26 protein-coding genes and 2 tRNA genes are annotated in these 26747 nt (G+C 67.1%); 15 read left to right on the forward strand and 13 right to left on the reverse strand.

What is annotated here, in order from left to right:
* The 8 genes from VJ897_RS11695 to VJ897_RS11730 form a co-directional block, all read left to right on the forward strand.
* Positions 1-1236: AIR synthase related protein (locus tag VJ897_RS11695; RefSeq protein WP_324055849.1), on the forward strand; the 1236-nt coding region annotated here is incomplete at its 5' end.
* Between the two features lie 3 nt (positions 1237-1239).
* On the forward strand, positions 1240-1863 hold the full coding sequence (locus VJ897_RS11700) for a hypothetical protein (RefSeq protein ID WP_324055850.1): 624 nt from the start codon (positions 1240-1242) through the stop codon (positions 1861-1863).
* Positions 1830-2066, forward strand: coding sequence for a BolA family protein (locus VJ897_RS11705; protein ID WP_324055851.1), 237 nt, complete (start codon positions 1830-1832; stop codon positions 2064-2066). The genes VJ897_RS11700 and VJ897_RS11705 overlap by 34 nt, the downstream gene beginning before the upstream one ends.
* A gap of 16 nt (positions 2067-2082) precedes the next feature.
* Positions 2083-2391 carry a hypothetical protein gene (locus VJ897_RS11710; protein WP_324055852.1) on the forward strand — a complete coding sequence of 103 codons (309 nt, stop codon included), beginning with the start codon at positions 2083-2085 and terminating at the stop codon, positions 2389-2391.
* Positions 2392-2443: 52 nt separating this feature from the next.
* A complete protein-coding gene (gene grxD / locus VJ897_RS11715) occupies positions 2444-2806 on the forward strand; it encodes a Grx4 family monothiol glutaredoxin (protein WP_324055853.1) in 363 nt (120 codons plus the stop codon).
* A gap of 152 nt (positions 2807-2958) precedes the next feature.
* Entirely contained in the window at positions 2959-3783 is an 825-nt protein-coding gene (locus VJ897_RS11720) for an ABC transporter substrate-binding protein (RefSeq protein ID WP_324055854.1), read from the forward strand.
* Between the two features lie 10 nt (positions 3784-3793).
* A complete protein-coding gene (locus VJ897_RS11725) occupies positions 3794-4651 on the forward strand; it encodes an amino acid ABC transporter permease (RefSeq protein ID WP_324055855.1) in 858 nt (285 codons plus the stop codon).
* Positions 4651-5373, forward strand: a complete 723-nt coding sequence (locus VJ897_RS11730; RefSeq protein WP_324055856.1) for an amino acid ABC transporter ATP-binding protein — start codon at positions 4651-4653, stop codon at positions 5371-5373. Before VJ897_RS11725 ends, VJ897_RS11730 begins: the two co-directional genes overlap by 1 nt.
* 19 nt (positions 5374-5392) lie before the next feature.
* On the opposite strand, the gene VJ897_RS11735 is transcribed toward VJ897_RS11730, so the two are convergent.
* Positions 5393-5785 (reverse strand): cell division protein ZapA, encoded by a 393-nt coding sequence (locus tag VJ897_RS11735; RefSeq protein ID WP_324055857.1) that lies wholly within the window; start codon positions 5783-5785, stop codon positions 5393-5395.
* Positions 5772-6326 carry a hypothetical protein gene (locus VJ897_RS11740; protein ID WP_324055858.1) on the reverse strand — a complete coding sequence of 185 codons (555 nt, stop codon included), beginning with the start codon at positions 6324-6326 and terminating at the stop codon, positions 5772-5774. The genes VJ897_RS11735 and VJ897_RS11740 overlap by 14 nt, the downstream gene beginning before the upstream one ends.
* Positions 6327-6633: 307 nt before the next feature.
* On the opposite strand from VJ897_RS11740, the gene tkt reads away from it, so the two are divergent.
* A complete protein-coding gene (gene tkt / locus VJ897_RS11745) occupies positions 6634-8652 on the forward strand; it encodes a transketolase (protein WP_324055859.1) in 2019 nt (672 codons plus the stop codon).
* A gap of 5 nt (positions 8653-8657) precedes the next feature.
* On the forward strand, positions 8658-9755 hold the full coding sequence (locus VJ897_RS11750) for a hypothetical protein (RefSeq protein WP_324055860.1): 1098 nt from the start codon (positions 8658-8660) through the stop codon (positions 9753-9755).
* Between the two features lie 37 nt (positions 9756-9792).
* On the opposite strand, the gene VJ897_RS11755 is transcribed toward VJ897_RS11750, so the two are convergent.
* The 3 genes from VJ897_RS11755 to VJ897_RS11765 all read right to left on the reverse strand — a co-directional run bounded on the left by VJ897_RS11755 (position 9793) and on the right by VJ897_RS11765 (position 14365).
* A complete protein-coding gene (locus VJ897_RS11755; RefSeq protein ID WP_324055861.1) occupies positions 9793-10566 on the reverse strand; it encodes a DUF2189 domain-containing protein in 774 nt (257 codons plus the stop codon).
* Between the two features lie 59 nt (positions 10567-10625).
* Positions 10626-11750, reverse strand: coding sequence for a peptide chain release factor 2 (gene prfB, locus VJ897_RS11760; RefSeq protein WP_324055862.1), 1125 nt, complete (start codon positions 11748-11750; stop codon positions 10626-10628).
* A gap of 83 nt (positions 11751-11833) precedes the next feature.
* Positions 11834-14365 (reverse strand): penicillin-binding protein 1A, encoded by a 2532-nt coding sequence (locus tag VJ897_RS11765; protein WP_324055872.1) that lies wholly within the window; start codon positions 14363-14365, stop codon positions 11834-11836.
* A 160-nt stretch (positions 14366-14525) separates the two neighbouring features.
* Between VJ897_RS11765 and VJ897_RS11770 the strand changes: the two genes are divergently transcribed.
* Complete coding sequence (locus VJ897_RS11770; protein WP_324055863.1) at positions 14526-15140, forward strand: methyltransferase domain-containing protein; 615 nt, start codon at positions 14526-14528, stop codon at positions 15138-15140.
* Between the two features lie 5 nt (positions 15141-15145).
* Here VJ897_RS11770 and VJ897_RS11775 read toward each other — a convergent pair whose 3' ends face one another.
* On the reverse strand, positions 15146-16354 hold the full coding sequence (locus VJ897_RS11775; protein ID WP_324055873.1) for an N-acetylmuramoyl-L-alanine amidase: 1209 nt from the start codon (positions 16352-16354) through the stop codon (positions 15146-15148).
* Between the two features lie 29 nt (positions 16355-16383).
* A complete protein-coding gene (locus tag VJ897_RS11780) occupies positions 16384-17535 on the reverse strand; it encodes a pyridoxal phosphate-dependent aminotransferase (protein ID WP_324055864.1) in 1152 nt (383 codons plus the stop codon).
* Between the two features lie 176 nt (positions 17536-17711).
* Here VJ897_RS11780 and VJ897_RS11785 point away from each other — a divergent pair, with 176 nt between their 5' ends.
* Positions 17712-18470 (forward strand): DsbA family protein, encoded by a 759-nt coding sequence (locus VJ897_RS11785; protein WP_324055865.1) that lies wholly within the window; start codon positions 17712-17714, stop codon positions 18468-18470.
* On the forward strand, positions 18470-18952 hold the full coding sequence (locus VJ897_RS11790; RefSeq protein ID WP_324055866.1) for a hypothetical protein: 483 nt from the start codon (positions 18470-18472) through the stop codon (positions 18950-18952). Before VJ897_RS11785 ends, VJ897_RS11790 begins: the two co-directional genes overlap by 1 nt.
* Positions 18953-19081: 129 nt before the next feature.
* Here VJ897_RS11790 and ispG read toward each other — a convergent pair whose 3' ends face one another.
* The 3 genes from ispG to hemA all read right to left on the reverse strand — a co-directional run bounded on the left by ispG (position 19082) and on the right by hemA (position 22850).
* Entirely contained in the window at positions 19082-20206 is a 1125-nt protein-coding gene (gene ispG / locus VJ897_RS11795) for a flavodoxin-dependent (E)-4-hydroxy-3-methylbut-2-enyl-diphosphate synthase (protein WP_324055867.1), read from the reverse strand.
* A gap of 66 nt (positions 20207-20272) precedes the next feature.
* Positions 20273-21520, reverse strand: coding sequence for a helix-turn-helix domain-containing protein (locus tag VJ897_RS11800; protein WP_324055874.1), 1248 nt, complete (start codon positions 21518-21520; stop codon positions 20273-20275).
* Positions 21521-21626: 106 nt separating this feature from the next.
* On the reverse strand, positions 21627-22850 hold the full coding sequence (gene hemA / locus VJ897_RS11805; protein ID WP_324055868.1) for a 5-aminolevulinate synthase: 1224 nt from the start codon (positions 22848-22850) through the stop codon (positions 21627-21629).
* 195 nt (positions 22851-23045) lie between these two features.
* On the opposite strand from hemA, the gene VJ897_RS11810 reads away from it, so the two are divergent.
* Together VJ897_RS11810 and VJ897_RS11815 are read left to right on the forward strand one after the other, a co-directional pair.
* Complete coding sequence (locus VJ897_RS11810; protein WP_324055869.1) at positions 23046-24431, forward strand: dipeptidase; 1386 nt, start codon at positions 23046-23048, stop codon at positions 24429-24431.
* Positions 24432-24435: 4 nt separating this feature from the next.
* The gene (locus VJ897_RS11815; protein WP_324055870.1) at positions 24436-25743 is read left to right on the forward strand and encodes a S41 family peptidase; all 1308 of its coding nucleotides are present in this window, start codon (positions 24436-24438) and stop codon (positions 25741-25743) included.
* Between the two features lie 5 nt (positions 25744-25748).
* Here the strand turns inward: VJ897_RS11815 and VJ897_RS11820 are convergent, their stop codons facing one another.
* The 3 genes from VJ897_RS11820 to VJ897_RS11830 form a co-directional block, all read right to left on the reverse strand.
* On the reverse strand, positions 25749-25970 hold the full coding sequence (locus VJ897_RS11820; protein WP_324055871.1) for an RND transporter: 222 nt from the start codon (positions 25968-25970) through the stop codon (positions 25749-25751).
* 96 nt (positions 25971-26066) lie between these two features.
* Positions 26067-26143 (reverse strand) — tRNA-Asp (locus tag VJ897_RS11825).
* Positions 26144-26533: 390 nt separating this feature from the next.
* Positions 26534-26610 (reverse strand) — tRNA-Asp (locus VJ897_RS11830).
* Positions 26611-26747 lie beyond the last annotated feature (137 nt).

Here is a 26747-nt window from a genome sequence, read left to right on the forward strand (position 1 = left end):
TCGGAATCCCAGGAACGCATGCTCATGGTGCTGCGCCCGGAAAAAGAGGCCGAGGCGCGCGCCGTCTTCGACAAGTGGGACCTGGATTTCGCCATCGTCGGCGAGACGCTTTCCGAGGACCGCTTCCTCGTTATGCACGGCAACGCGGTCAAGGCCGACCTGCCGCTGGCCACGCTATCGGGGTCGGCCCCCGAATACGACCGCCCCTGGGAGACGCCAGCCCCTGCGGCCGAGATGGGCGAGGTGGTCAACGTGGACCCCATCGACGGGCTGCGCGCGCTGATCACCTCGCCCAACTACTGTTCGCGCCAGTGGGTTTATGAACAATATGACACGCAAGTGATGGCCGACAGCGTGCGCACGCCGGGCCAGGGCGCCGGTGTCACCCGCGTGCATGGCACCGACAAGCTTCTGGCCTTCACCAGCGATGTGACCCCGCGCTATGTCAAGGCGAACCCCTTCGAGGGCGGCAAGCAAGCCGTGGCCGAGGCCTATCGCAACCTGACCGCCGTGGGGGCGAAACCGCTGGCCAGCACCGACAACCTGAACTTCGGCAATCCCGAAAAGCCCGAGATCATGGGCCAGTTCGTCATGGCCATCAAGGGGATCGGCGCGGCGGTTGCCGCGCTCGACATGCCCATCGTGTCGGGCAATGTCTCGCTCTACAACGAAACCGACGGAGAGGGCATACTGCCCACGCCGACCATCGGCGCCGTGGGGCTGATCGACAATGCCGACGACATGATCGGGGGCCTCGTGCGCGACGGGCATGTCGCGCTCTTGGTGGGCGAGACGACGGGCCACCTTGGCCAGTCGGCGCTGCTGGCCGAAGTCTTCAACCGCGCGGAAGGCGATGCCCCGCCGGTGGACCTGCACGCCGAGAAGCGCAACGGCGATTTCATCCGCGACAACCGCGCCTGGATCGACGTCTGCACCGACCTGTCCGACGGCGGACTGGCGCTGGCGGCGTTCGAGTTGGCCGAGGCGGCGGGCGTGGGCCTGCACCTTGACGCGGGCGACAGCGCCCGGCTTTTCGGCGAGGACCAGGGTCGCTACCTCGTGTCCTGCAGTTTCGACAAGGCCGAGGCGCTGATGGTCGCCGCCGGGCGGGCCGGGGTTGCGCTGGAAACCGTGGGCCGATTCGCCGGCGAGACCGTTCGCATCGGTGCCAGCGAGGCCCCGCTGGCCGAGCTTTCCGCCCTTTATCGCGGCGCCTTCGCCGAACGGCTGGGCTAGGCGATGCCGGGCCCGGTATCGGACCCCGGCACCTTCGATCTGCCCCGGCTGGAGGCCGATTGCGACGCATGTGCCGCCCTGTGCTGTGTCGGGCTGGCGCTGGACAAGGGCGCGGCCTTTGCAATCGACAAGCCTGCCGGGGTGCCCTGCCCCAACCTGTCGGGCCATGCCTGCACGATCCACGCCGACCTCGACGCGCGGGGCTTTTCCGGCTGCGTGCGGTTCAATTGCGCGGGGGCCGGACAGCGCACCATCGCGCTTTTCGACGGTGCAAGCTGGCGCGACGATCCCGACCTGCTGGCGCCGATGCTGGATACCTTTCGCCACCTGCGGCGCCTGCACGACCTGCTGGGCCTGTTGGTGGCCGCCGACACGCTGCCCCTGACCCCGCGGGAGCAGGCTACCCGCGAGGAGTTGCTCGCTGCCCTATGCCCCGACCGGATGACCGCCGCGCGTGCCGCGGCATTGGCCACCGGCCCGCTGCCGGCCCGGGTCGACGGCTTTCTGCACAGCCTTCGAACCCGCCTGCAGCCCTTGCGGGAACGGACCGACCGGCCTACATCTTGCGAAACGAGGTCGCACAGGAGAGCCCCATGCCCATCACCGCAGGCGAGATCGAGGAGATGATCCGCGAGGCCTTTCCGCAGGCGCAGATCACGGTCGAGGGCGACGATGGCGCCCATTTCGCCGCGCAGGTGGTGGATGCCAGTTTCGAGGGCATGAACCGCGTCCAGCAGCAGCGTGCCGTCTACGCGGCGCTCAAGGGCAAGATGGACGGCCCCGACGGCGCCCTGCACGCGCTGGCGCTGACAACCCGCGCCCCCGAGTGACGCGAGGAATCCCGCCATGGAAGCCCGCCTCCTCGCCGGCCTGATCCTGTCGCCCTTCGTGGTGGCCTTCCTCTATGCGGGCATCCACGAATACAAACGTTTCAAGTCCCAGGGGCCCTCCGATTACGGTCTGGTTTATGACGCGGACAGCGGGACGACCCACGTCTCGGCCCTGGCCGACAGCGATGACAGTTTCGACCCCGAGGATTACGATCCCAACGAGTTCAACGATCCGGAGGTGAAATCCACCCCGGAGGTTGCCAGCGACACCGGCGGCAAGGACGACAGAGACGAAACAGACGACAAGGACAGGGAAAGGACCTGAGCGCACTGCCAGGCAAGACCCCCATGCCATCGAAAGAAGAGGACGACAGATCATGACCGACTCCAAGACCCGGATCGACGAGACCGTGAAGGCCAACGACGTGGTGCTCTACATGAAGGGCACGAAATCCATGCCACAGTGCGGCTTTTCCCAGCGCGTCGCCGGCGTGCTCAACTTCATGGGGGTCGAGTTCACGGACATCAACGTTCTGGCCGACGACGATATTCGCCAGGGCATCAAGGACTATGCGGACTGGCCTACCATTCCGCAGCTTTACGTGAAGGGCGAATTCGTCGGCGGGTGTGACATCATCACCGAGATGACCCTGTCGGGCGAACTGGACAAGCTGCTCGAGGACAACGGCGTGTCCTTCGACAAGGATGCCGCCGACAAGATCCGCGACGCCAACGCCTGATCCGGGCTGATCGGTCCTGATCACGGCGCGCACTGCGCCTTGGCGCCGCCGCGGTTCGCCACCGGAAATGCGTGCTGCCCGGTGGGGTCGGGGCTGGACATTTTTCCCCTGCGGGCTTTTGCTTTCACAAGGACAATCAGGGGAAAACGACCATGTATCGCACCATGCTACTGACCGGCACAGCCGCGCTGGCCCTGGCGGCCAGCGGCGCCACGGCGCAGAACGCCTGCACCACGGGCAACACCATCGAGGATGGCGTGCTGACCATCGCCACCGGGAACCCGGCCTATTACCCGTGGGTCATGAACAACGACCCGGAAAGCAAGGAAGGCTTCGAAGCGTCCGTGGCCTATGCCGTGGCCAACGAGATGGGATATTCCGACGATCAAGTGGTCTGGACCCGGTCGTCCTTCGACCAGGCGATCCAGCCCGGGGCCAAGAACTACGACTTCAATCTCCAGCAATTCTCGATCACCGCGGCGCGCGACAAGGTCGTCGACTTCTCGGTGCCGTATTATTCCGCCGCCGCCGCCGTGCTGACACGCCAGCCCACCGCCGACGCTGGGGCCACGAACACCCTCAGCAGCCTGAGCGGGCTGAAATGGGGCGCCGCGGCCAGCACGACCGCGCCCTCGATGATCGAAACCCTGATCGGGCCCGAGGACTCGCTGCTGCTTTATGATGACAGTGCCGACGTGGTCGAAGCCATGAAGGCCAACCAGATCGACGCCAGCCTGTTCGACCTGCCCACGGCGCTCTACCTTTCGGCCGTCACACTGGACGACGGCGTCCTGGTGGGCCAGTTTCCGCCCGCGATGAGCGAAAACCCCGACCAGTTCGGCCTCGTCCTCGAAGACGGCAGCCCGCTCAAGACCTGCGTCGATGCAGCGATCATCGCGCTCGAAGAGGACGGCACGCTCGCCGCACTCGAGTCCGAATGGCTGGCCGCGGCGACGGGCGTGCCGGTCATCGAATAACCCTTTGCCAGTGCAACAGGAAACCAAGGGGGCGGCGCCCGGCGCCGCTCCGGCGGGCCGGACCCGGCGCGAGGCCTACGAGGCGCGCGTGCGGCGGCGCTCGACGCTCGTGGCCGCCGCCAGCACGGCACTGGTGGTGCTGGCCATCGTCACGCTGGTCCCGCTGGCCCCCGGCTGGGAGGCCGTCAATCGCAGCTTTTTCAACGGAGAGGTCTTCGCGCAGACCTTCCCGACCCTCGTTCGGGCCTTCCTGTGGGATCTCGCGATCTTTGCCTGGTCGGTGCCGCTGATCACCGTCATCGCCCTGGCCGTGGCCCTGGCCCGCGACGCACGAAGCCCGGCGCTCTTTCCGCTCAAGCTCTTCGGCATTCTCTACACCGACATTTTCCGGGGAATCCCGGTGATCCTCGTGGTCTACCTCATCGGCTTCGGCATCCCGGGGCTGGGCCTGCCGCGCCCCTGGAACTCGCCCTATATCTGGGGCACCGTGGCACTGGTATTGACCTATTCGGCCTATGTCGCCGAAATCTTCCGCTCGGGAATCGAATCCGTCCATGACAGCCAGCGTGCCGCGGCCGCCTCGCTGGGCCTGAGCCGTGCCGATGCCATGCGCTTCGTCGTGCTGCCCCAGGCCGTGCGCCGCGTGGTGCCCGCCAACATGAACATGCTGATCGCCCTGCAAAAGGACGTGGCGCTGCTGTCCTTCATCGGGCCGGTCGAGGTGCTGCGGCAGGCCGGCGTCTTCAAGTCGCTGCTGGCCAATTTCACGCCCTACGTGGGCGCGGCGCTGATATTCTTGGCCGTGACGATCCCGGCGACGCGCTATGCCGATTACCTGATGGCGCGGCAGCGCCGCGAGAGGTCCTGATGCTGGAAATGCAGGCCGTCACCAAGGCGTTTGGCGACAACATGGTGCTCGATAACGTTTCGCTCGAGGTGGCGCGCGGCGAGATGGTCTGCCTGATCGGCGCCTCCGGCTCGGGCAAGTCCACACTGCTGCGCTGTCTCAACCTGCTGGAACCGATCGACGACGGGGCGATCCTGCTCGACGGGCGGGACATCTCCGAACCCGGTCTTGACCCGGACCCTGTGCGTCGGCGTATCGGCATGGTCTTCCAGTCCTACAACCTGTTCCCGCACATGACCGCCGAGGAAAACGTCATGCTCGCGCCGCGCCGGGTGCACGGCCGGACACGCGCGGACCTGCGCCCCGAGGTGGCGACACTTTTCGCCCGTTTCGGGCTGGGCGATCGGATGCAGCATTATCCCGACCAGCTTTCGGGTGGCCAACAGCAGCGGGTGGCAATCGTGCGGGCGCTGGCAATGCGCCCCGAACTGATGCTCTTCGACGAGATCACCAGCGCGCTCGACCCCGAACTCGTCGGCGAGGTGCTCGACGTGCTGCGCCAGTTGCGCGGCGAGGGAATGACCATGGTTCTGGCCACCCACGAGATGAAATTCGCCGCCGATCTGGCCGACAAGATCTGTTTCCTTGACGCGGGACAGATCGCCGAACAGGGGCCGCCGTCGCAGATCTTCGAGGCACCGCGGAAGGCGCGCACCCGGGCGTTCCTGTCTCGGGTTCTCTAGGGGCTGAGCCAGCAGGCGGTCAGGCGTCGTGCCGTTCTTCCAGTTCCTCGGCCAGCGCCTCGGCCCGGGCGGCCAGTTCGGCCAGGGTGTCGGTGACCTCTTCGGGGACCACCGGTACCTCGACGCGCTCGGGCTGGGGCGGGTTGGCCTCCAAGGCGTCCAGCCGGGCCTTCAGCTCGGCGCTCTCGTTCTCTGCGGCGCGGGCCTTGTCCTCCAGCGCGGCGGTGCGGTCGGCCAGCAGCAAACCGGCCATCAGCAACATACGGCTTTCGGGCATCCGCCCGATCTGTGACGAGAGCGACGTCGCCTCGGTGTCCAGCATGGCGGCGGCGGACCGGAGGAAATGCTCTTCGCCGTCCTGGCAGGCCACTTCGAAACTGCGGCCGCCGATGGTGATCTCAACCTGCGGCATCCTCGGCCTCCTGTTGCAGGATCGGGCGCAACTCGCCCAGGATCGCGTCCATCTCGGCGGCATCGGCCGCGCGAGTGGCACGCAGAGCATCCAGCTCGGCCATCATCGCCTTGTTGACGAGGTGCGGCTCGCTGAGACCAGCCTCGACGGCCTGGCGCAGTTGGTCGTTGATCTCGCGAAGTTCGGCATTGACCTGGCGCAGGCGCTGCAATTCCCGGTCCATCTCCGTGGCCCGCTTCCGCCCGGCCTTGACCGCGCCCTCAAGGTCGCTGAGCTTGCCGTCCTGGCGCTGCTTGAGCGCCTTGACGCGTTCTTCCAACTGGGCATTGGCGGTGCGTTCCTCGTCCAGTTGCCGGCGCAGTTCGACCAGGTCGGCATCCTGCGCTGTCGCCGCGGCCGGGGCTGACGCAGCGTCGGGCGCGGTGGGCTGGTCAACGGCCTCGTCCGGCACCTCTCCGGCGGCATGCGCCGCCTTTGCCGCCGTTCGGATGCGGTCCAGGGCCGCAGATATCCGCGTCTCGAACTGCGCGATCTCGCTCATTTGCCCGTCCTCTCCTCGCGGCCTTGCCGGGCCTCGGTCCATGACGGCGAACACGACAGCGCCCGACGCGCATGCCCACGATCCGTCCAAAGCTCCTGCCAGCCTGCCGGCCCGCCCCCGCGCGGGGCGAATCGCGGCGCCATGGATGAAGACTATGACATACCCGGGGGGTCGGCAAATGCCACTCGCTCACGGTTTTCAAGAACTTGCGGCGCACCGTTGACCCTGCGTGCAGCCGCGCCTTGATCTTGGGGGGTGCCCTGCTATGACCGCACCAACAAGTCATGTCATCAAAAGGACGACCCACGTGGATATCCAAGCCCTCCGCCGCGCCAATCCCGACCACTGGGCCCGCGCCGCTGCCATCCGCACCCTGACCCTCGATGCCGTGGCCGCGGCCAAGTCCGGGCACTCCGGCATGCCCATGGGCATGGCCGATGTCGCCACCGTCCTGTTCGACAAGCACCTGCGGTTCGACCCGCAAGCGCCGAACTGGCCCGACCGGGACCGGTTCATCCTCTCGGCCGGTCATGGGTCGATGCTGCTCTATTCGCTGCTCTACCTGACCGGGTACAAGCAGGCGACCCTGCAACAGATCAAGGATTTCCGCCAGTGGGGCAGCCGCACCGCCGGGCACCCGGAATACGGCCATCTCGAGGGGGTCGAGACCACCACCGGCCCGCTTGGCCAGGGCCTGGCCAATTCCGTGGGCTTTGCCATCGCCGAGGAGGCCCTGCGTGCTCGCTGGGGCAAGGCGATCATCAATCACCATACCTATGTGATGGCCGGGGACGGCTGCCTGATGGAAGGCATCAGCCAGGAGGCCATCGGCCTGGCCGGTATGCAGAAGCTGGGCCACTTGGTGGTCTTTTTCGACAACAACAACATCACGATCGACGGCAGCGTGGACCTGGCCGATGCCACCGACCAGGCGGCGCGCTTCACCGCCTCGGGCTGGCACGTGCAGGAAATCGACGGCCACGATCCGGCCGCCATCGACGCGGCGATCACGGCGGCCAAGGCCGATCCGCGCCCGTCGATGATTGCCTGCAAGACCCATATCGCGCTGGGCCATGCCGCTCAGGACACCGCCAAGGGCCACGGCGCGCTGACCGATGCCGACCAGCTGCGCGCCACGAAAGAAGCCTATGGCGCGCCCATGGGCGATTTCGAGGTCGATCCGCAGGTCAAGGCCTGGTGGGAGAGCCTGGGCCAGCGCGGCGCCGCCGACCGCGCCGACTGGGATGGCCGCTTCGCGAAATTGCCGAAGTCCAAGCAGGAGGAATTCAGCCGCTGCTTCGCCCGGCAGACCCCGAAAAAACTGTCGGCCACGATCAAGGCGCTCAAGAAGCAATTCACCGAAGAGGCCCCGAAACTGGCGACCCGCGCGTCCAGCCAGAAGGTTCTGGAAGTGGTCAACCCGATCATGGGCGAGACCCTGGGCGGGTCGGCCGACCTGACCGGCTCAAACAACACCAAGACCGAAGGTCTGGGCGTCTTCGCCCCCGACAACCGCGACGGCCGCTACATCCACTTCGGCATCCGCGAACACGGCATGGCCGCGATCATGAACGGCATGGCCCTGCACGGCGGGGTGCGCCCCTATGGTGGCACCTTCATGTGCTTTGTCGACTACATGCGCGGGGCGATGCGCCTGTCCTCGCTGATGGGCGTGCCCGTGGTCTACGTGGTCAGCCACGATTCAATCGGCCTGGGCGAGGATGGCCCGACCCACCAGCCGGTCGAACACCTGGCGCTGATGCGGGCGACGCCGAACCTCACGGTGATGCGCCCCGCCGACACCGTCGAGGTGGCCGAGGCCTGGGAAATCGCGCTGACCGAGACCGACCGCCCCAGCGCGCTTGCCTTGTCCCGTCAGGGGCTGCCCACGGTCCGCACCGAGCACAAGAACAAGAACCTGACAGCGCAGGGGGGCTATGTCCTGAAAGACGCCGAGGCTGCCAAGCGTCAGGCTATCCTGTTGGCATCCGGCTCTGAAGTGTCCGTTGCACTGGAAGCACGCACACTCCTCGAGGCCGAGGGAATCGGCACCCGCGTCGTCTCGATGCCGTCGATGGAGCTTTTCGCGGCCCAGGACGAGAAATACCGCAAGCGGGTGCTGCCCGGTGGCCCGGTCCGCGTGGCCGTCGAGGCTGGCGTGCGCCAGGGCTGGGACCAGTGGCTGCTGGGCAAACGCGGCCGCGAGCAGAAGGCCGGTTTCGTCGGGATGGAGGGCTTCGGCGCTTCGGCCCCGGCCGGCAGGCTCTTCGAGGAATTCGGCATCACCGCCGAGGCCGTGGCGCAAAAGGTCAAGGACCTGCTGTAGCGCCCATGTCGCCCCATGTCCGCCACCTGTCACTGGTCCGCCTGCCCGAGGGCGGACCGGTGCGGCGCGACACGCGCCCGCCCGCGCGGCAGACGGAAGACTACCGCGCGGCCTATGACCAGCGCACGCTGATCTATGACGCCTGGGTGGCCGACGGGCAGTTGAACCTGATCTGCCCGCGCCTGCTGAACCTCTGGCCCTTGGTGCGGGCAGGACTTCAGGCCGGTGGCCAGCCGCTGCGCCTGCGGCGCCAGCGATTTCTCCGCTACGAATGGCTCTCGACACCCCTGCCCGATCAGACCGTTCACATGCGTCACGGCACCTGGTCCGCGCCGGTGGTGCCTGCTGCGGATGCTCGCGCACGCTTTGCCGGGCGCAATTTGCTGATCGCCGTGTCGCGCAACAACGATCCAGACTGGATCGCGAACTGGGCCAGAGCCCATGTGACCGGCCAGGGCACGGATGTGGTGATCGTCATCGACAACGGGTCTGATCGCTACGCGCCAGAGGTGCTCAGCAGCACGCTTTCAGCTATTCCTGGACTGCGCGACCACTTGGTGCTTTCTGCCCTTGCGCCCTATGGCCCGCCGGGGGGTACGACAAAACTGGAAGTGCCACCGCGCTTCTTCCAGACGGCCATGCTCAACCTCATCCGCCTGCAGTATGCCCCCCGCGCCGATGGCGTGCTCTCGCTGGACATCGACGAGATCATGCGCCCCGGACCGGTTTCGATTTACGACACGGCGGCGCGCAGCCGCAGCGGGCAAGTCGCCTTTCGCGGGCGCTGGTGTTACGCCTCGGCAGACGGGCCGGCCGCGCAGCCGGCGCATGACCTGACTGTTCCGGGGCAGAAACCCTGCAATTGGAAATGGTGCGTTGTGCCGCAGTCAATCTCTGGCCGCTTCAACTGGACCGTGCACCGCCTCGGCGGGCCGCTACACCAGCTCTCGCAGCGGCGCGCACCGATGTTCTGGCATTGTTTCCAGACGAGCACCAGTTGGAAAAAGGATCGCAGCGCCACCCCTGCCGGGGCCAGCCCAGATCCCGAGCTTGCCGCCGATTGGGCCCGCCTCCTGCCCGAGACCCAACCGAACACCGAATGAAGATTCCCCCGGCCGCGCGCGGATGCAAACGCGATCCTCAGGGATGGATCAGCGCGCGGCGGTACATGTGCCAGGTGGCATGACCCAGCAGCGGCAGCGCCACCATCAGCCCCAGGAAAACGGGCAGCAGACCCAGCAGGCTGATCCCCGCGATCACGGCGGCCCAGGCCAGCATGACGGCCAGGTTTCGCCGCACCGTCTCGAAGCTCAACAGCATGGCGGTCATGAAGTCGATCTCCTTGTCCAGCACCAGCGGAAGGCTGACCACCGTCAGGGCAAATAGCAGGAAGGCGGCCACCGCCCCCACCGCCAGTTCCACCGCGATCAGGGTCAGCCCCTCGGGTGTCAGGAAGGCCTCGAGCGAGGCGCTGCGCATCTTCGACACGCCCATGATGAGCGCGAAAAGCATATGCGCGAAGAAGGTCCAGAACAGGAAGTAGAAGACGATGATCGCCCCCATCCAGGGCACCTGGCGCTTGCGTTCGTCCCAGACGACGCCGAGCACCTTGTACCAGTCCAGCGCCCGCCCCTGTTCGAGCCGGCGGCTGACCTCGTAGAGGCCCACGGCGGCGAAGGGCGCGGCCAGAGGAAACCCCAGAGAGGTGGCCAGCACCCAGGTAACGTGCCCGGCCGAAAGCAGCACCATGAGGAACCCGCCAAGCACATAGATGGCCGAGAAGAACAGCCCGAACTGCGGTGCGCGCCGAAAATCCCGCCAGCCGAGGGCGAGGGAGTCGCCGATATCGGCAAAGGTCAGTGTCGCGATATCAGGCCGCGGCGAGGCCGCGGGGGCCTGGGATAACTCGGTCATCGTGATCCTCCCTAGTGAACATGTTCCCGGGCGGATCACCCCGCGTCAAGTCCGCGGCGTCAGTCCTCGGCGGCCGCCTCGGCGCGGGACTTGCCCGAGACCTGCAGCGCCAGGGTCGCGGCCATGAACTGGTCCAGCGCGCCATCCAGAACACCCTGGGTGTCCGAGGTCTCGACGCCCGTGCGCAGGTCCTTGACCATCTGGTAGGGCTGCAACACGTAGGATCGGATCTGGTTGCCCCATCCGGCGCTGCCCTTGCTCTCGTGTTCCGCGTTGATGTCGGCCGTCCGGCGGTCCAGCTCCTGCTGGTAGAGCCGCGATTTCAGCGCCTTCATCGCGATGTCGCGGTTCTGGTGCTGGGACTTTTCCGAACTGGTCACGACGATGCCGGTGGGGTGGTGGGTGATCCGCACCGCCGAATCGGTCGTGTTGACGTGCTGGCCGCCCGCCCCCGAGGACCGGAAGGTGTCGATGCGGATATCGGCGGGGTTCACCTCGATCTCGATGTTGTCGTCCACCACCGGGTAGACCCAGACGCTTGCGAAGGATGTCTCGCGCGTGCCCTTGCCGAAGGGCGATATCCGCACGAGGCGATGCACGCCGCTTTCCGATTTCAGCCAGCCATAGGCGTTGCGGCCGGATATCTTGTAGGCCACCGACTTGATCCCGGCCTCGCCGCCGGGTTCCTCGGACTGCAGATCGACCTTGTAGCCCTGCTTTTCCGCCCAGCGGACATACATGCGCTGCAGCATCTGCGCCCAGTCGCAGGCCTCGGTGCCGCCGGCCCCGGCGTTGATTTCCAGGAAGGTGTCGTTGGCGTCGGCCTCGCCGTTGAGCAGCGCCTCGAGCTCTTTCTGCGCGGCGGTGTCGCGCAGGGCCTTGAGCGCGACCTCGGCCTCGGCGATCACCTCCTGGTCGTCCTCGGCCTCGCCCATCTCGATGAGTTCCTGCTGATCGCTGAGTTCCTGGCGGATCTCGTCGAAGGTCCCGATGTGGTCCAGCAGGGCCTGGCGGTCGCGCATGAGCTTTTGCGCCGCCTCGGGGTCATCCCACAGGTTAGGGTCCTCGACGCGGGCGTTGAACTCCTCCATGCGGTGCTGTGCGGTGTCGCGGTCCATCCGCTGGGCCAGCAGGTCCAGGCTCTTTTCGATTTCGGCAACGATGTTCTGCGTCTCGGCGCGCATGTGTGGTTCGTCCTGTCTGGTGGTTTCGAAGGTGATAGCCCAGCGGGCCCGGACCGACAAGCGGGCGGCGCGCGGGCACCGTTTCAGTAAAGCCCGCCGGAGCTGAGCGTGCCGAAGGAGGCATTGTCGTTGACCGTGGCCGTGCCGCCGCTGTTGGTCTGCACCTGCACGCCACGGGCCTCGCGTACTTCGTCCACCAGGGGCAGGTCACCGGCCATGGCATAGCCGCCGTCGAAGGTGACGCCGAAGACAGGCTCCTCGCCCGCGCGGAAGCATTCGCGCACAACGTTGGGGCCGCGGGCGTCATCGGGCAGGCGCGCCCCCGTGAAACGGTCGATGCTGATGAACTGGCAGGTCTCGGGCACCTCGAAGGGGCCGCCGCCGTAGCGCTCGACCGCCTGTTCCATGAACCGCTGGAAGACCGGCGCGCAGAGCGCCCCGCCCGAGGCGCTCCGGCCCAGGCTGCGCGGCGTGTCGTAGCCGATGTAGCAGCCCGCGACGATATTGCTGGAAAAGCCCACGAACCACACATCCTTGGCATCGTTGGTGGTCCCGGTCTTGCCGGCCACGGGAACCGGCAGGTTGACCGCGCCGCTGGCGGTGCCGCGTTCCACGACACCCCGCATCATCGAGGTCAACTGGTAGGCCGTCACGGCGTTCATGACCCGGTCGCGGTCGTTGACGACCCGCGGCGCCCGGCCCTCGGGCAGCGCGACGTCATCGCAATTGACGCAGACACGCTTGTTCCCCTCGGCCTGGTCGTGGGAATAGATCGTCTCGCCGAACCGGTCCTGCACCCGGTCGATCAGGGTGGGCTGCACCCGCTCGCCGCCATTGGCGAACATCGCATAGGCCGAAACCAGCTTGAACAGCGTCGTCTCCTCGGCGCCCAGAGCCGCGGCAAGGTAGGGATTCATCTGGTCGTAAACGCCGAATTCCTCGGCATAGGAGGCGATCAGTTCCATCCCGATCTCCTGCGCCAGGCGCACGGTCATGATGTTGCGCGATCGCTCGATGCCCGTCCGAAGGGGCGTCGGGCCATAAAACCTGTTGCTGGCATTCATCGGGCGCCAGACCTCGCCACCGGCCCGCACCTCGATGGGGGCGTCCACCACGATGGTGGCCGGGGTCCAGCCCGAATCCAGCGCCGCGGCATAGACGAAGGGCTTGAAGGCCGACCCGGGCTGCCGGTTGGCCTGGGTTGCGCGGTTCAGTTCCGAATGCTCGAACGCGAACCCGCCCTGCATCGCCAGAACCCGGCCCGTGTTCACGTCCATGGCCATGAAGCCGCCCTGGACCTCGGGCACCTGGCGCAGGGACCAGCGCTCGAACGCCCCGTCCTGCTGGACCGCGGCCAGGTGGATCACGTCGCCGCGGTCGAAATTCTCGTAAAGATCCCCGCTGAACCAGGCGGTATCGCTGCGCGGCACGGTGTTGCCGCGGGGATCGTCAAGCGCCACGTCCTCGATGCCGACCACCAGTTGCTGATCCTGAATGTCCAGCACCACCGCCGGACGCCAGTCCCCCTCGTGGCTGATCCCGCGGGCAACGTCGGCCTCTGTCAGCGCCGCGCGCCAGGCCGCCTCGTCCGACAATGTCTCGACCGGCACCGACAGCCCGGTGCCACGCCAGGTCCCACGCGCGCGATCGAAATCCCAAAGCGCCTTGCGCAACGCGCCGCGCGCGGCCGACTGCATATCGGGTTCGATGGTGGCCCGCACCGACAGCCCGGCGGAACTGAAGTCATCTTCCACCAGGTCCCGGTCGAGCTGGCGCCGGATCTCGTCGGTGAAATAATCGCGGTCGGGTGCGGCCTCGGCATAGGAGGAATAGTCACCGTTCTGCACGCTCAGCAGCGGCGCCGCGCTTTCCGCCTCGTAGGTGTCGCGGTCGATATAGCCATTCTCGAACATCTCGCGCAGGGTGTTGTTGCGGCGGAAGACGGCGATGTCGCGGTCACGCACCGGGTGCATGTCCGAGGGGCGCCGCGTGACAGAGGCCATGTAGGCTGCCTCGCCCGGGGTCAGGTCCGCCAGCGGCTTGTTGAAGTAGGTCCGCGCCGCCGCCGTCACACCAAAGGAATTCTGGCCAAGGAAAATCTCGTTGAGGTAGATTTCCAGCACCCCGTCCTTGCCCAGCGTCTCTTCCAGGCGCGGGGCGAGGATGATCTCGCGGACCTTGCGCTCGATGGTGCGAGAGCCGTCCAGAAGCAGGTTCTTGGCGACCTGCTGGGTGATTGTCGAGCCGCCGCGCACGGTCTCTCCGCGCGTGACGACCATGTCCCGCACGGCCGACAGGATCGCGGTGACGCTGTAGCCGTCATGGCTGTAGAAATCCTTGTCCTCGGCGCTGACGAAGGCGTGCTTGACCACGTCGGGGATTTCCTCGATCGGCGTATAGAGCCGCTTCTCGGTCGCGAACTCGTCGATGATCCGGCCCTCGGCGGAATAGATCCGGCTGGCGGTCTTGGGCTGGTAACTCGACAGGGCCTCGTGCGTGGGCAGGTCCTTGCCGTACATGTAGAAAATCGCGCCAAGCGTCAGGGCCGCCATGCCCGCACTCAAGGTCAGCATCGAGAAGATGCCGCCGAAGAAGGACAGGATGAATCGCAGGATCATGCGGCGCGCGGCCCCCGGTTGTCAGACCTCGGTTATATGGGGGCCGAGGCGCGGGGTCAAAAGCCCAATGCCCCGACTCGGCCAAGGATTGCCGGTTTCGTGATCGCGCCCCCCGGGGCGCTTGCCGCACCGGGGCAAAGCAGGCAGGCCCGCCCTCATGAGCGACGAAACCACGATCGAGACCTGGGACCGCATCGCGGACGAGTTCCTGCGCCGGCGGACGCGCACGCTGATCGAAAAGCGCTGGCTGGACCGCATGGTCGGGGTGGCACCGGCCGACGACGGGCCACGGCGGCTGCTGGACCTGGGCTGCGGCACCGGGCTGCCGCTGGCCACCTACCTCTCGGATCGCGGGCTGCGCGTGACGGGCGTCGATGCCGCCCCGCGGATGCTGGCGCATTTCCGCGCCAACCTGCCGCGGGCAGAGGCACACCAGGTCGACATGCGCGACCTGGCCCTCGGCCGGCCCTTCGACGCGCTGCTGGCCTGGGACAGCTTGCTGCACCTGACCCCCGAAGAGCAGCGCAAGATGGTCCCGGTCTTCCGACGGCACGCCGCGACGGGGGCGGCACTGATGTTCACAACCAGCGCGCAGCCGGGGGAGACCTGGAAAGAGGCCGTGGCCGGCGCGCCGGTCTACCACGCCGCGCTTGATCCAGCGGAGTACCGCGCACTTTTGGACGAGAACCGATTCCGGCTGGTCGACGTCCGGGCCGAGGACCCCGATTGCACCGACCACAGCGTCTGGCTGGCCCGCTTCACCGGAGAATGATCGCGCTACCGGCGCTTGAGCGGCGCCAGCGCCTCCTGCGCGATGGCCCAGCGGTCGATGGCCAGCACGACCCCTTCGACGATGGGACGGCGGCCCGCGGCACTGGACAGTCGCTCCCGGTCGATGTCGTTGGACAGGAACCCGACCTCCAGCAGCACGGCCGGAAAATCCGCGCTGGTCAGCACCGCAAGCAAGGCCTCGCGGCGGGGCCTGCGGGTCAGCGGGGCGCCGCGCACCTCCAGCGCCGCCACGAGCTCGGCGGCGAAACGCCGGCCGGCCGGACCGGTCTCCAGCCGGGCGAGGTCCATCAGGACCGTGGCGACGGCGTCGTCCTGGCCCGACAGGTCCAGCCCGGCGACGATATCGGCCCGCCCGTGGCGTTCGGCCATGCGCCGGGTGGCTTCGGCCACCGCCTCTTCGGCCAGCGTGTAGACGCTCGCCCCGGTGGCCTGCAGCCCCTCCAGCGCATCGGCGTGCAGGGATATGAAAAGGTCGGCCCCGACCGCGCGGGCCAGCGTCAGCCGCTCCTGCAGGGGCACGAAGACATCTGCATCGCGGGTCAGGTAGGGGGTCACCCCTTCCATCCGTTGCACCGCGCGGGCCAGTTCCAGCCCGAGGTCCAGCATCAGGTCGGCCTCCTCGACGCCGCCGTGGCGCGCCCCGGGATCGATGCCCCCATGGCCCGGGTCGATCACGATCACCAGATCCTCTTCAGGCGGCGGCGCCACCTCCCCCGCCGGATCGCCACGCAGGCCGAAATCCCAGTCCGGGTCGTGCGGGGCCCCCGCGGCAGCGGCAAAGGCCCCGGCGTCCGCGCGCGTCAGCCGCACTCGCAACCGGGCGCGGCCGTCGGTGTCGTCCACGGACATGCCCGCCTCGTCCACCACCAGCGGCGCGGACAAATCCAGCACCAGGCGCGACCAGCCGGGGCGCAACGCCCCGGCGCGCAGGTCGCGCGCCCGCTCACCCTCGATCAGCCCGGCGTCGGCGCCGCGCCAGTCCACCTCGCGAAAGTCCAGCACCAGCCGGCGCGGATCATCCAGCAGGAAAACCCGCCAGGGCACGACCTGGCTGAGGACCAGCTCCACCTCCAGGCCGCCGCGGGAATCGCGTACCGAACTGGCGGCCACGTCCAGCCGGGCCAGGCCCGAAAACTCCTGTGCGCAAGCCATGCTCGACAGCCCCAGCAGCAGTGCAGAGGCCAAGCCCTTCATCCTGAGGAGAAAACGCACCGCCTGCCGCATCAGGGCGCGCCGCGTTCGGCCATGAAGCGCGCCAGCCGGGCCAGCCCCTCGCGGATGTCCGCCGTGCTTCGGGCATAGGAAAAGCGCAGCCAGTGCCGCCCCTCGACCGGGTCGAAATCCAGCCCCGGCGTCACCGCCACCCCCGCCTTGTCAAGGATCTCGGCGGCAAAGGCCAGCGCGTCATCGGTCATCTCGCTGACATCGGCATAGACGTAAAACGCCCCGTCGGGCGGTGCGATCCGGGTGAACCCGGCCTTGGTCAGACCCTCCAGCATCAGGCGGCGGTTCTCGCGGTAGACGGCCAGGTTGGCGTTCAACTCGTCGGGGCAATCCATGGCATGCAGCGCCAGCCGCTGGCTGGCATGGGTGGGGCAGATGAACATGTTCTGGGCCAGGCGCTCGATCCGGCGGACGTGGTCCTCGGGCACGACCATCCAGCCCACCCGCCAGCCGGTCATCGAGAAATACTTGGAAAATGAGTTGATGACATAGACATCATCGGTGACCTCCAGCGCGGTGACCGGCCGGATCTCGTAATCGATGCCGTGGTAGATCTCGTCGCTGATAAGCGCCGCATCGCGGTCAGCACAGGCCTGCGCCAGTGCCGCCAGCGCGGGCTTGCCCAGCATTGTGCCGGTGGGATTGGCCGGCGAGGCGACCATAAGCCCTTGCAGATCATGCGCGGCCACGTCGCCGGGCACCGGCTGCATCCGGTTTTCAAGGCTCGTGGGCATGTCCACCGGCATCAGGTCCAGCGCGCGCAGGACCTGGCGATAGCTGGGATAGCAGGGCACGCCCAGCCCCACCCGCTCCCCGGTGTCGAAAAGCGCCGAGAAGGCCAGCACGAAGGCGCCCGAGGCCCCTGCGGTCACGACGACCCGGCCGGGGTCCAGGTCCAGGTCATACCACTCGCCGTAGAGGCGCGCGATTCGCGCTCGCAGGTCGGGCAGGCCCAGCCCGACGGTATAGCCCAGCGGCCCCCCAGCCATGTCTGCGGAAAGCCGTTCCAAGGCGGCCCGGGGTGCGCCGGTGCCCGGCTGGCCAACCTCCATGTGGATGATCTCGCGGCCGGCGGCCTCGGCCTGGCGGGCGCGTTCCATCACGTCCATCACGATGAAGGGATCGACCTCGCCGCGCCTTGAGTTCCGCATCTGCCAACCTCTGCCGTTACGGTGTTGCTTGTCCATTGTCTGCCCTGTCCGGACGCGGCGCGTCAATGCGCCTCGCCGTCCAGGCGCGGGGCCGACGCAGCGCGGTTGCGGCTCGGGCCGACAATGCTACTGTGCGCGCGACCCGGGCGCGGCCCCGACGACAGGCCCCGCCCCAGATGACCGGAGAGACCAAAATGCGCCTGACCCTCGCCGCCCTTGCGCTGGCCGCCACCCCCGCCCTCGGGCTGGAGATCGACAACATGACCGGGGCCGAGCGCGAGGCCTTTCGCGCCGAGGTCCGGTCCTACCTGCTGGAGAACCCCGAGGTGCTGATGGAGGCGATCGGCGTGCTGGAACAACGCCAGGCCCGCGCCGAGGCGCAGGCCGACCTCGACCTCGTCGCGCAGAACCGCGAGGCGCTTTTCGCGGACGGTCATTCCTGGGTCGGGGGCAACCCCGAGGGCGACATCACCATCGTCGAGTTTCTCGATTATCGCTGCGGATACTGCAAGCGCGCCCATCCCGAGGTCGCCGAACTGATCGCCAGCGACGGCGATATCCGCTACATCATCAAGGAATTCCCGATCCTTGGTGATCAATCGGTGCTGGCCTCACGCTTCGCGGTCGCGGTGCAGACCGTCGCGGGCGACGCCGCTTACAAGCAGGTCTCGGATGCCTTGATGAACCAGCGATCCGACGTAACCGAAACCAGCCTGGCGGAACTCTCCGACACGCTCGGGCTCGAGACCGAGACCATCATGCAGGAAATGTCTTCGGACGCCGTGAACGCGGTCCTGCAATCCAACCAGATGCTGGCCCAGCGGCTGCAGATCACGGGCACGCCCACCTTTGTCTTCGAGGACCAGATGGTGCGCGGCTACGCCCCCCTGCAAGCCATGCGTCAGGTCGTCGAAGAGGTCCGCGCGACCGACTGATGCGCAGGATCGCCCTGGCCCTGGCCACCCTGCCCCTCGCCGCCAAGGCCGACGGGCTGAACCTCGCGCCCTCCGAACGCGCGGCCTTCGGGGCCGAGGTGCGGGCCCTGCTGCTCGACGAGCCCGGGATCGTCGCCCGCGCCCTGCGCGGCCCTGACCCCTACGCCGCGGAGATCGCAAGCGACCTGGCCCTGATCGCGGACCACGCGGATCGCCTGTTCGATCCAAATGCCCCGCATCTGCTGGGCGATACCGGCCCCGTGGCCTTGGCCGTCTTCGCGTCGCAGGACAGCGCGACCGCCGCCGAGCTGGACGATTTCGCCCGCGCCCGCGGCCTGCGCATCGCGCTGCATCCCCCTGCGGAGAACGCGGACCTGATGCAGGCACTGACACTCGATACCGTGCCGTCCTACGTCTTTCCCGGGGTCATGGTGCGCGGCGCGGTGCCGCCCGTGGTGCTGGATCGCTATCGCGCCCCGTAGCTGTCCCGTCGCTTCTTTGGGTCTCAAATACCGTCGGGGGTGAATGCCGAAGGCAGAGGGGGCAGACAGCCCCTGTCCCGCAGGCGGCGGCGCAGCCGACGCCGAGACAGGCCGGCGTGGCGCAGCCACTCAATCCGTTTCCGGCACCTCGCCTGCTTCGATCTCGGCGGCCTTCTTCTCGACCTCCTCGACGATGTGCTCGATCATCTGGTCATTGGACATCTTGTGGCTCTGCTGGCCCGCCAGGTAGACCATGCCCGCACCGTTGCCGCCGCCGGTAAAGCCGACATCCGTCATCAGCGCCTCGCCGGGTCCATTGACCACGCAGCCGATTATCGACAGCGACATCGGCGTCTTGATGTGCTCCAGCCGCTCTTCCAGGGTCTCGACGGTCTTGATCACGTCGAACCCCTGCCGCGCGCAGGACGGACATGAGATGATGTTCACCCCGCGATGCCGCAGGCCAAGCGATTTCAGGATCTCGTAGCCGACCTTGACCTCTTCCACCGGGTCGGCCGACAGGCTGACGCGCACGGTGTCGCCGATCCCCATCCACAGCAACTGCCCCAGCCCGATAGCGGACTTGATCGTCCCCGACATCAGCCCCCCCGCCTCGGTGATGCCGAGGTGGATGGGTGCGTCGGTTTGTTCGGCCAACTGCATGTAAGCCGCGGCAGCCATGAAGACGTCGGACGCCTTGCAGCTGATCTTGAACTCATGGAAGTCGTTGTCCTGCAGGACCTTGATATGGTCCAGCCCGCTTTCGACCATGGCATCGGGACAGGGTTCGCCGTATTTTTCCAGCAAATGCCTTTCCAGACTGCCCGCGTTGACCCCGATGCGCATGGAACAGCCGTGGTCGCGGGCGGCAGAGATGACCTCTTTGACGCGCTTTTCATCCCCGATGTTGCCGGGATTGATACGCAGGCAGGCCGCGCCGGCCTCGGCGGCCTCGATGCCACGGCGATAGTGGAAATGGATATCGGCGACGATCGGCACAGGGCTTTCGCGCACGATTTCCCTGAGCGCTTTCGAGCTGGCCTCGTCCGGCACGCTGACGCGCACGATATCGGCGCCCGCGTCGGCGGCGGCCTGGACCTGCGCGATGGTGCCGGGAATGTCCGTCGTCTCGGTGTTGGTCATGGTCTGGACCGAGATCGGGGCGTCGCCGCCAACGGGCACGTTACCGACCATGATCTGACGGCTTTCGCGGCGGTGGATGTTGCGCCAGGGGCGCACCGGGTTGAGAGACATGCGTTGCGTCCTGTGAAGCTGCGCTTGCCCTTTACCTAGGGCCTCCGCGGGCGCGGGGCAACGGGGCTAGCGGTTGCCGGTCCCCTCAGTTTCGCCCGACTGCAGTTCGGCAACGTCGACCACCGCGGCCAGATCGCTATGGGCTGACAGGTCCGCGACCTCGTAGCCCTCCAGCACGGCTTCGGTCGACAGGGCCACATTCGAACTGACGGCACCCCGCGGACCCACCGGGCCAAAGTGATCCCCCGCAACGGCAAAGAAGACAGCACCGGATTCGCCGATGCGCAGGGTCGGCGCAATCTCGGTGCGGGGGACATCATAGGTGTCGCCGGCGTTCATGATCCCCTCGTAGAGCACCGCGCCATCGCTCCCGCGCACCCGCACCCAGGCGGGGCGCACCGCCACAAGCGTCACGCCCGGAGGCGGGTCCTGGGTCACCTGAACCGCGGAGTCGGGCAGCTCTGCACCAGGCTCTCCGGCTTCGGCCTCGACCGCATCGGCGAAGTCTTCGGCGACGGCCATCATCCTGTCGCGGTCGGTCTCGGGCGCGACCAGCGCGCCCATGGCCCGCGGATCGAGGGTCGAGATTGGCGCGTCGCGGGCGACCATGACCGGGGCCTCCAGCGCCTGGGGCCGGTATAGCCTGTCCAATGCGCCGGGCTCCGGCCCGCCGCCGCCGGCCATCCCGTCCGCGTCGCGGGTCCCGGGGCGCCCGGCCCCGGCCAGCGGGTCCATGTCGGCCATGACCGTGGGGGTATTCTCGACCGGCGCAAGCTGCACCTTCTGCACCTCCTGCAGCACGGTCCAGCCGCCATACCCCAAGCCGCCGATCAGCGCCACGAGCACCATGACCGATCCGATGGCCCGGGGTTCGACCTGGCTGAAGTAGGCTTCGCGCGCAGGGACGAAGGGGGTGGCTGGCGCCGAGAACATGTCCCCCTCCGTGCGCACCAACGGGCGCTCCTTGACCTTCACGCCCGAGGCCTCCTCGGACATGCCGTGGGTCGTGGCAAAGCCGCTTTCGCGGCAGAATCGGTCGAACGCCCAGTCCGGATCGAGCTTGAGGTAGCGCGCATAGGACCGCACGTAGCCTGCGATGAAACCCGGGGTGTCAAAGGCTGTGGGGTCCGCATTCTCGATCGCGGCGATGTAGGCGGCCTTGATCCGAAGCTCGCGCTGAACGTCGAGCAGGGACTTGCCCATCGTGGCCCGTTCGCCGCGCATCAGGTCCCCGAGCCTGAGGTCGAAGGCGTCGAATCCCTGCGAGTCATCCTGCGGCTTTGCCGGTTCGGTCCTGAAGCCCTTGCGGATCATCCGGTATTCTCTGCTCTGCCCCACGCCAACGCGGGCTCGATTCGCCACGCGCCGTTCACACAAGGATTGTTAGCATGTTCTCGGCGCGGTTGCACCGGCAGAAAGACTACCCGGCCAGGTCGGCGCGATTCAGCGCACAGTGAGACCACAGCCCATCCAGCGCCTCGACCAGCGCATCCATCTCGCGCGGGCCGTGCACCGGCGAAGGAGTGAAGCGCAGCCGCTCGGTGCCGCGTGGCACGGTCGGATAGTTGATCGGCTGCACGTAGATGCCGTGATCGGCAAGCAGCATGTCCGAGATCGTCTTGGTATGCACCGGGTCGCCCACGATCAGCGGCACGATATGGCTGCCGTGGTCGATGATGGGCAGGCCGAGGCCCCGCAACCGCGTCTTGAGGATCTTCGCACGGGTCTGGTGCGCGTCGCGCAGCTCCGGGTCGGTCTTGAGATGGGCGATCGAGGCGGCGGCACCGGCAGCCACCACCGGTGGCAGCGACGTTGTGAAGATGAATCCAGGTGCGTAAGATCTTATGGTATCGCACATTTTCGCACTTGCCGAGATGTAGCCGCCATGAACGCCTATGGCCTTGCCCAGGGTGCCGTTGACGATGTCGATGCGATCCATCAGCCCGTCGCGTTCGGCCACACCGCCCCCGCGCGGACCATACATGCCCACGGCATGCACCTCGTCGAGGTAGGTCAACGCCCCGAATTCCTCGGCCAGGTCGCACAACGCTTCGACGGGGCCAAAATCGCCGTCCATCGAATAGACCGACTCGAAGGCGATGAGCTTGGGCGCAGCCGGATCATCCGCTTCCAGCTTGGCGCGCAGATCATGGAGGTCATTGTGCTTGAATATCCGCTTGGCCCCGCCGTTACGGCGGATTCCCTCGATCATCGAGGCATGGTTGAGGCTGTCGGAATAGATGATCAGCCCGGGAAAGAGCTTGGGCAGCGTCGAAAGCGTCGCGTCATTGGCGATATAGGCGCTGGTGAACAGCAGCGCCGCCTCCTTGCCGTGCAGGTCGGCCAGTTCGGCTTCCAGCCTCTTGTGGTAGACCGTTGTACCCGAAATGTTGCGTGTGCCGCCCGAGCCGGCGCCGGTGGCGTCCAGCGCCTCGTGCATGGCCGTCAGCACCGCCGGGTGCTGGCCCATGCCGAGGTAGTCGTTACCGCACCACACCGTGATGCGCTGTTCGCTGCCGTCGGGGCGGGTCCAGACCGCGTGGGGAAACTGGCCGCGGCGACGTTCGATGTCGATGAAGGTCCGGTAGCGGCCTTCCTCGTGAAGCCGCGTGAGGGCTTCGTCCAGATGCGCGGTATAGTCCATGGGTCTTCCTTGCAGCAGCCTTGGCGCGGTCATGGCACACGCCGTTTCTCGTCAGGGATATAGGTCGCGCCCTTTGCGGACAACAGGCTACAATTTGCCGCCCCCAAACGATTTCACACGCCCCCGGACGCCCGGTTTCCATGGACATCGCGCGCAGGGCCGATAGGTTGGGCCAGACTTCAGGAAAGGACCGCCATGCTCGACCCCGTGCTCGCCCGTATCGACTCCGATCTGCCCCAGGCGCTGGAGCGGCTGACCGATTTCCTGGCGATCCCATCGATCTCGACCGATCCGGCCCATGACGCGCAGGTGGAGCGTGCCGCCGACTGGCTGGCGGCCGACCTGGCATCGATCGGATTCGCCGCCGAGACGCACAAGACCCCCGGCCACCCCATGGTGGTGGCCCATGGCATGGCGCCCGAGGGGGGCAGCGGCCCGCACCTGCTGTTCTACGGCCACTACGACGTGCAGCCCGTCGACCCGCTGGAATTGTGGGATCATGACCCCTTCGATCCCCGCATCGAGGAGCGCGACGGCAAGACGATCATCCGCGGCCGCGGCGCCAGTGACGACAAGGGCCAGCTGATGACCTTCGTCGAGGCCTGCCGCGCCTGGAAGGCCGTCCATGGAAGCCTGCCGTTGCAACTGTCCTTTCTCTTCGAAGGGGAAGAGGAGAGCGGTTCGCCATCGCTCGTGCCCTACATGGAAGAGAACGCCAACGCGCTGAAGGCCGACCTGGCGTTGATCTGCGACACCGCGATGGTGGCGCCGGGCGTGCCCTCGATCGCCAGCCAGTTGCGCGGGATGCTCAAGGACGAGTTCACGCTCAGGGGTCCGGCCATGGACCTGCATTCCGGCCATTACGGCGGCCCGGCCATCAACCCCCTGCGCGAGATGTCCCGCATCATCACCAGCTTTCACGACATGACGGGCCGCGTCGCGGTCGAGGGCTTCTATGATGACGTGGACGAGGTTCCGGCCGAGTTGCTGCGCCAGTGGCAGGCCAGCGGCTTCGACGAGGCCGACTACCTTGCCAATGCCGGGCTGACGCAGGCCCACGGGGAAGAGGGCTATTCCGCGCTGGTCCAGCAATGGGCGCGCCCGACGCTGGAAATCAACGGCCTGTGGGGCGGCTACCAGGGCGCGGGCTCGAAAACCGTGATCCCGGCGGAGGCGCATTGCAAGCTGACCTGCCGTCTCGTGGGGGGTATGGACCCCGCCGATATCCGCACCAAGTTGCGCGCCCATGTCGAGGCGCAATTGAAACCCGACCTGAGCGTCGAATGGGACATGGACCTCGACGGTGCGCCGGCCTCGGTGATGAACACCGACCGGCCCGAGTTCGAGAAGGCCCGCCAGGCCCTGAGCGCCGAATGGAACCGCGAGGCCGTCCTGTCCGGAATGGGCGGATCAATCCCGATCGCGGGCTATTTCAAGACGGTGCTGGACATGGACGCGATGCTGATAGGCTTCGCGAACGAGAACGACCGCATCCACAGCCCGAACGAGAAATACGACCTGGAAAGCTTCCACAAGGGCATCCGGTCCTGGGCACGGGTGCTGGCCGCGCTGGCCGGCTGAACCGATGGTCTTCCGCTTCGTCATGGGCTGGATCGGGCGGCTCATCGGGCTCTTGCTGGGCCTGATCGTGCTGACATGGCCGCTGTTCTGGCCCCCGGCCGAGCTGCGCGGCCATTGGCGGACAGAGGGTTACGGCATGGTCCTCGACGTGGGCCGCGTGATGGTCACGGCCCACCAGCGCACCGCCGTTTCTTGCCGGCCGGTCTTTCGCGGCCCGGCGCATTCGCTGGTGCTGGCCGAACTGGGGGACATCGCGCTCAACCCCGATGCGAAGGGTGGGCTCAGGGTGGATATCGACGGCACCGCCAACCCGATCCGGGCGACGCGCCTCGACGCCCTTCCCGAAGCCTGCGCCGAGGGCGGCACGCCCCGGCAGCCGACCGCGCGCGACGTCTTCGACATTGCCTGGCACGGCATGGCCGAGAACTATCCCTTCTTCGAGCGGTTCGGCGTGGATTGGCAGGCGCGGTACGACCAACTGGCCCCCGAGGTTGAAACCGTCGATGATCTCTGGCCGACACTCACCGCCCTGCTGGAGGGGATCGACGACAGCCATGTCTACCTCTTCGATCCCGAAACCGGCGCCGCGGTCACCCCCGCACAGACCGTGCCCTGGCATGAGGACGCGTTGGATTTCCGGGCTGTCCCGCGTGCGAAGAACCTGACACGGATCGAGGACACCGGGCTGGAATACACTGTTCTGGATGGCAACATCGGCTATGTCTTCCTGCGCCACGCCGCGACGAGGCCCGGCGTCGGCACGGCCCAGGACGTCAAGGCCGCCAGCGCCTTTTCACAGGTCGCCGACGCGCTGCGCAACACCCGCGCGATCATCCTCGACAACCGGCTGAACCCCGGCGGCGCCGACCCGGTCGCGCTGGCCTATGCGGGGTTTTTCACCGACGCGCGCCTGCTGGCCTTCACCAAGGAAATTCGCACCGAGGACGGCTATACCGCCCCCGTGGCGGCCCGCACAATCGCGACCGATCTACCCCTGGTCCAGCCGGTCTATCTGCTCAACTCGAACTATACCGCCGGCGCGGCCGAGGTGTTCGCGATGGCGCTCAAGCAGATGCCGACAGCCACCCTTGTCGGCGCGCCGACCGCGGGGGCACTTTCCGATATCATGGAGATCACCCTGCCCAACGGCTGGCTGCTGGGCATGTCGCACCAAGTCTACCGCGATGCCTCTGGCGCGGCGGTGGACGGTGTTGGCGTGCAGCCGGACGTCGTGATGCCCTTCGACGCCGAGGCGTTCCGCCGTGGCGAGGACCCCGGGCTGGAGACGGTGCTCGAGATGATCGGACGCTAGGCGGCTCAGGCGGCCTTGGTCGCCTCGCGAAGGATCTTGGCGCCCAGCAACAGGAACGGCGCGCCGTGCATCAGGAAATCGAGGATGTCGATGGGCTTTGTCAGTTCGCCCGCAAACAGCATCTTGATCTTTTCCCAGATGTGCGGCTCGGGCACGAAGGGCGCCAGACCCAAGGTGGCGCAGGCCAGCAGGATAAGGCTCCAGTCGATCTGGTCGAGAATGGCCATGGAGGTCTCCGGTTGCGACGCCGCACCCATTACACTTTCCTCATGTTTTTGACAAGCCCCGACCCGGACAAGACAGGGCCAGCGATGAGGGGGACGTGGCGCGGTTGACGGGGCTCGAACCCGCGACCTCCGGCGTGACAGGCCGGCACTCTAACCAGCTGAGCTACAACCGCGTGCGTGGGCTGATACGCCAGCCCGCATGAGCCGTCAATCACGAAATCGCGGGCCCGAACCTCCGCACCGCCGCAAGGGAAACCGTGCAGGCTGCCAGGGTGGTCAAATCTGAACCGGGCGATTTCTCCGCAACGATCCGGACGCGATTCTCGGAACGATATGCCGGCTTCGTCGTGGCAAGCGGTGGAGCGACCACAGCGGATACACCTGTGACCATGGCGCGGCGGCTGCACCTTTCGGCGGGCAGGTTGCCGGCCAGATTCGGCTGGCGTGAAAGACTGTTGCGATTTCCCGGTTTGTCATGCCGCATCCGTGGACTGCCATTCGACACTCAGGACGCTGATCTCCTCAACGGTGCAAGCACCGGCCGGGGAATACAAAAGCAGCGGTGGCGCGGTTGACGGGGCTCGAACCCGCGACCTCCGGCGTGACAGGCCGGCACTCTAACCATCTGAGCTACAACCGCCCACTGCCCGCTTGGGCATTTGCCCATGGCGTGCCGCGCTTCTAGGCGCGGGCCCGGGCATCGTCAAGCGCGAATAGCCGGCTTTGCGGAGGTTTTTGCACGCCGTGCCGGGTGCCCGTGCATCCGCCCATTCTGAC

Origin of the sequence: Salibaculum sp. (genome assembly GCF_035270045.1) — a bacterium.
Taxonomy (GTDB): Bacteria; Pseudomonadota; Alphaproteobacteria; order Rhodobacterales; family Rhodobacteraceae; genus Salibaculum.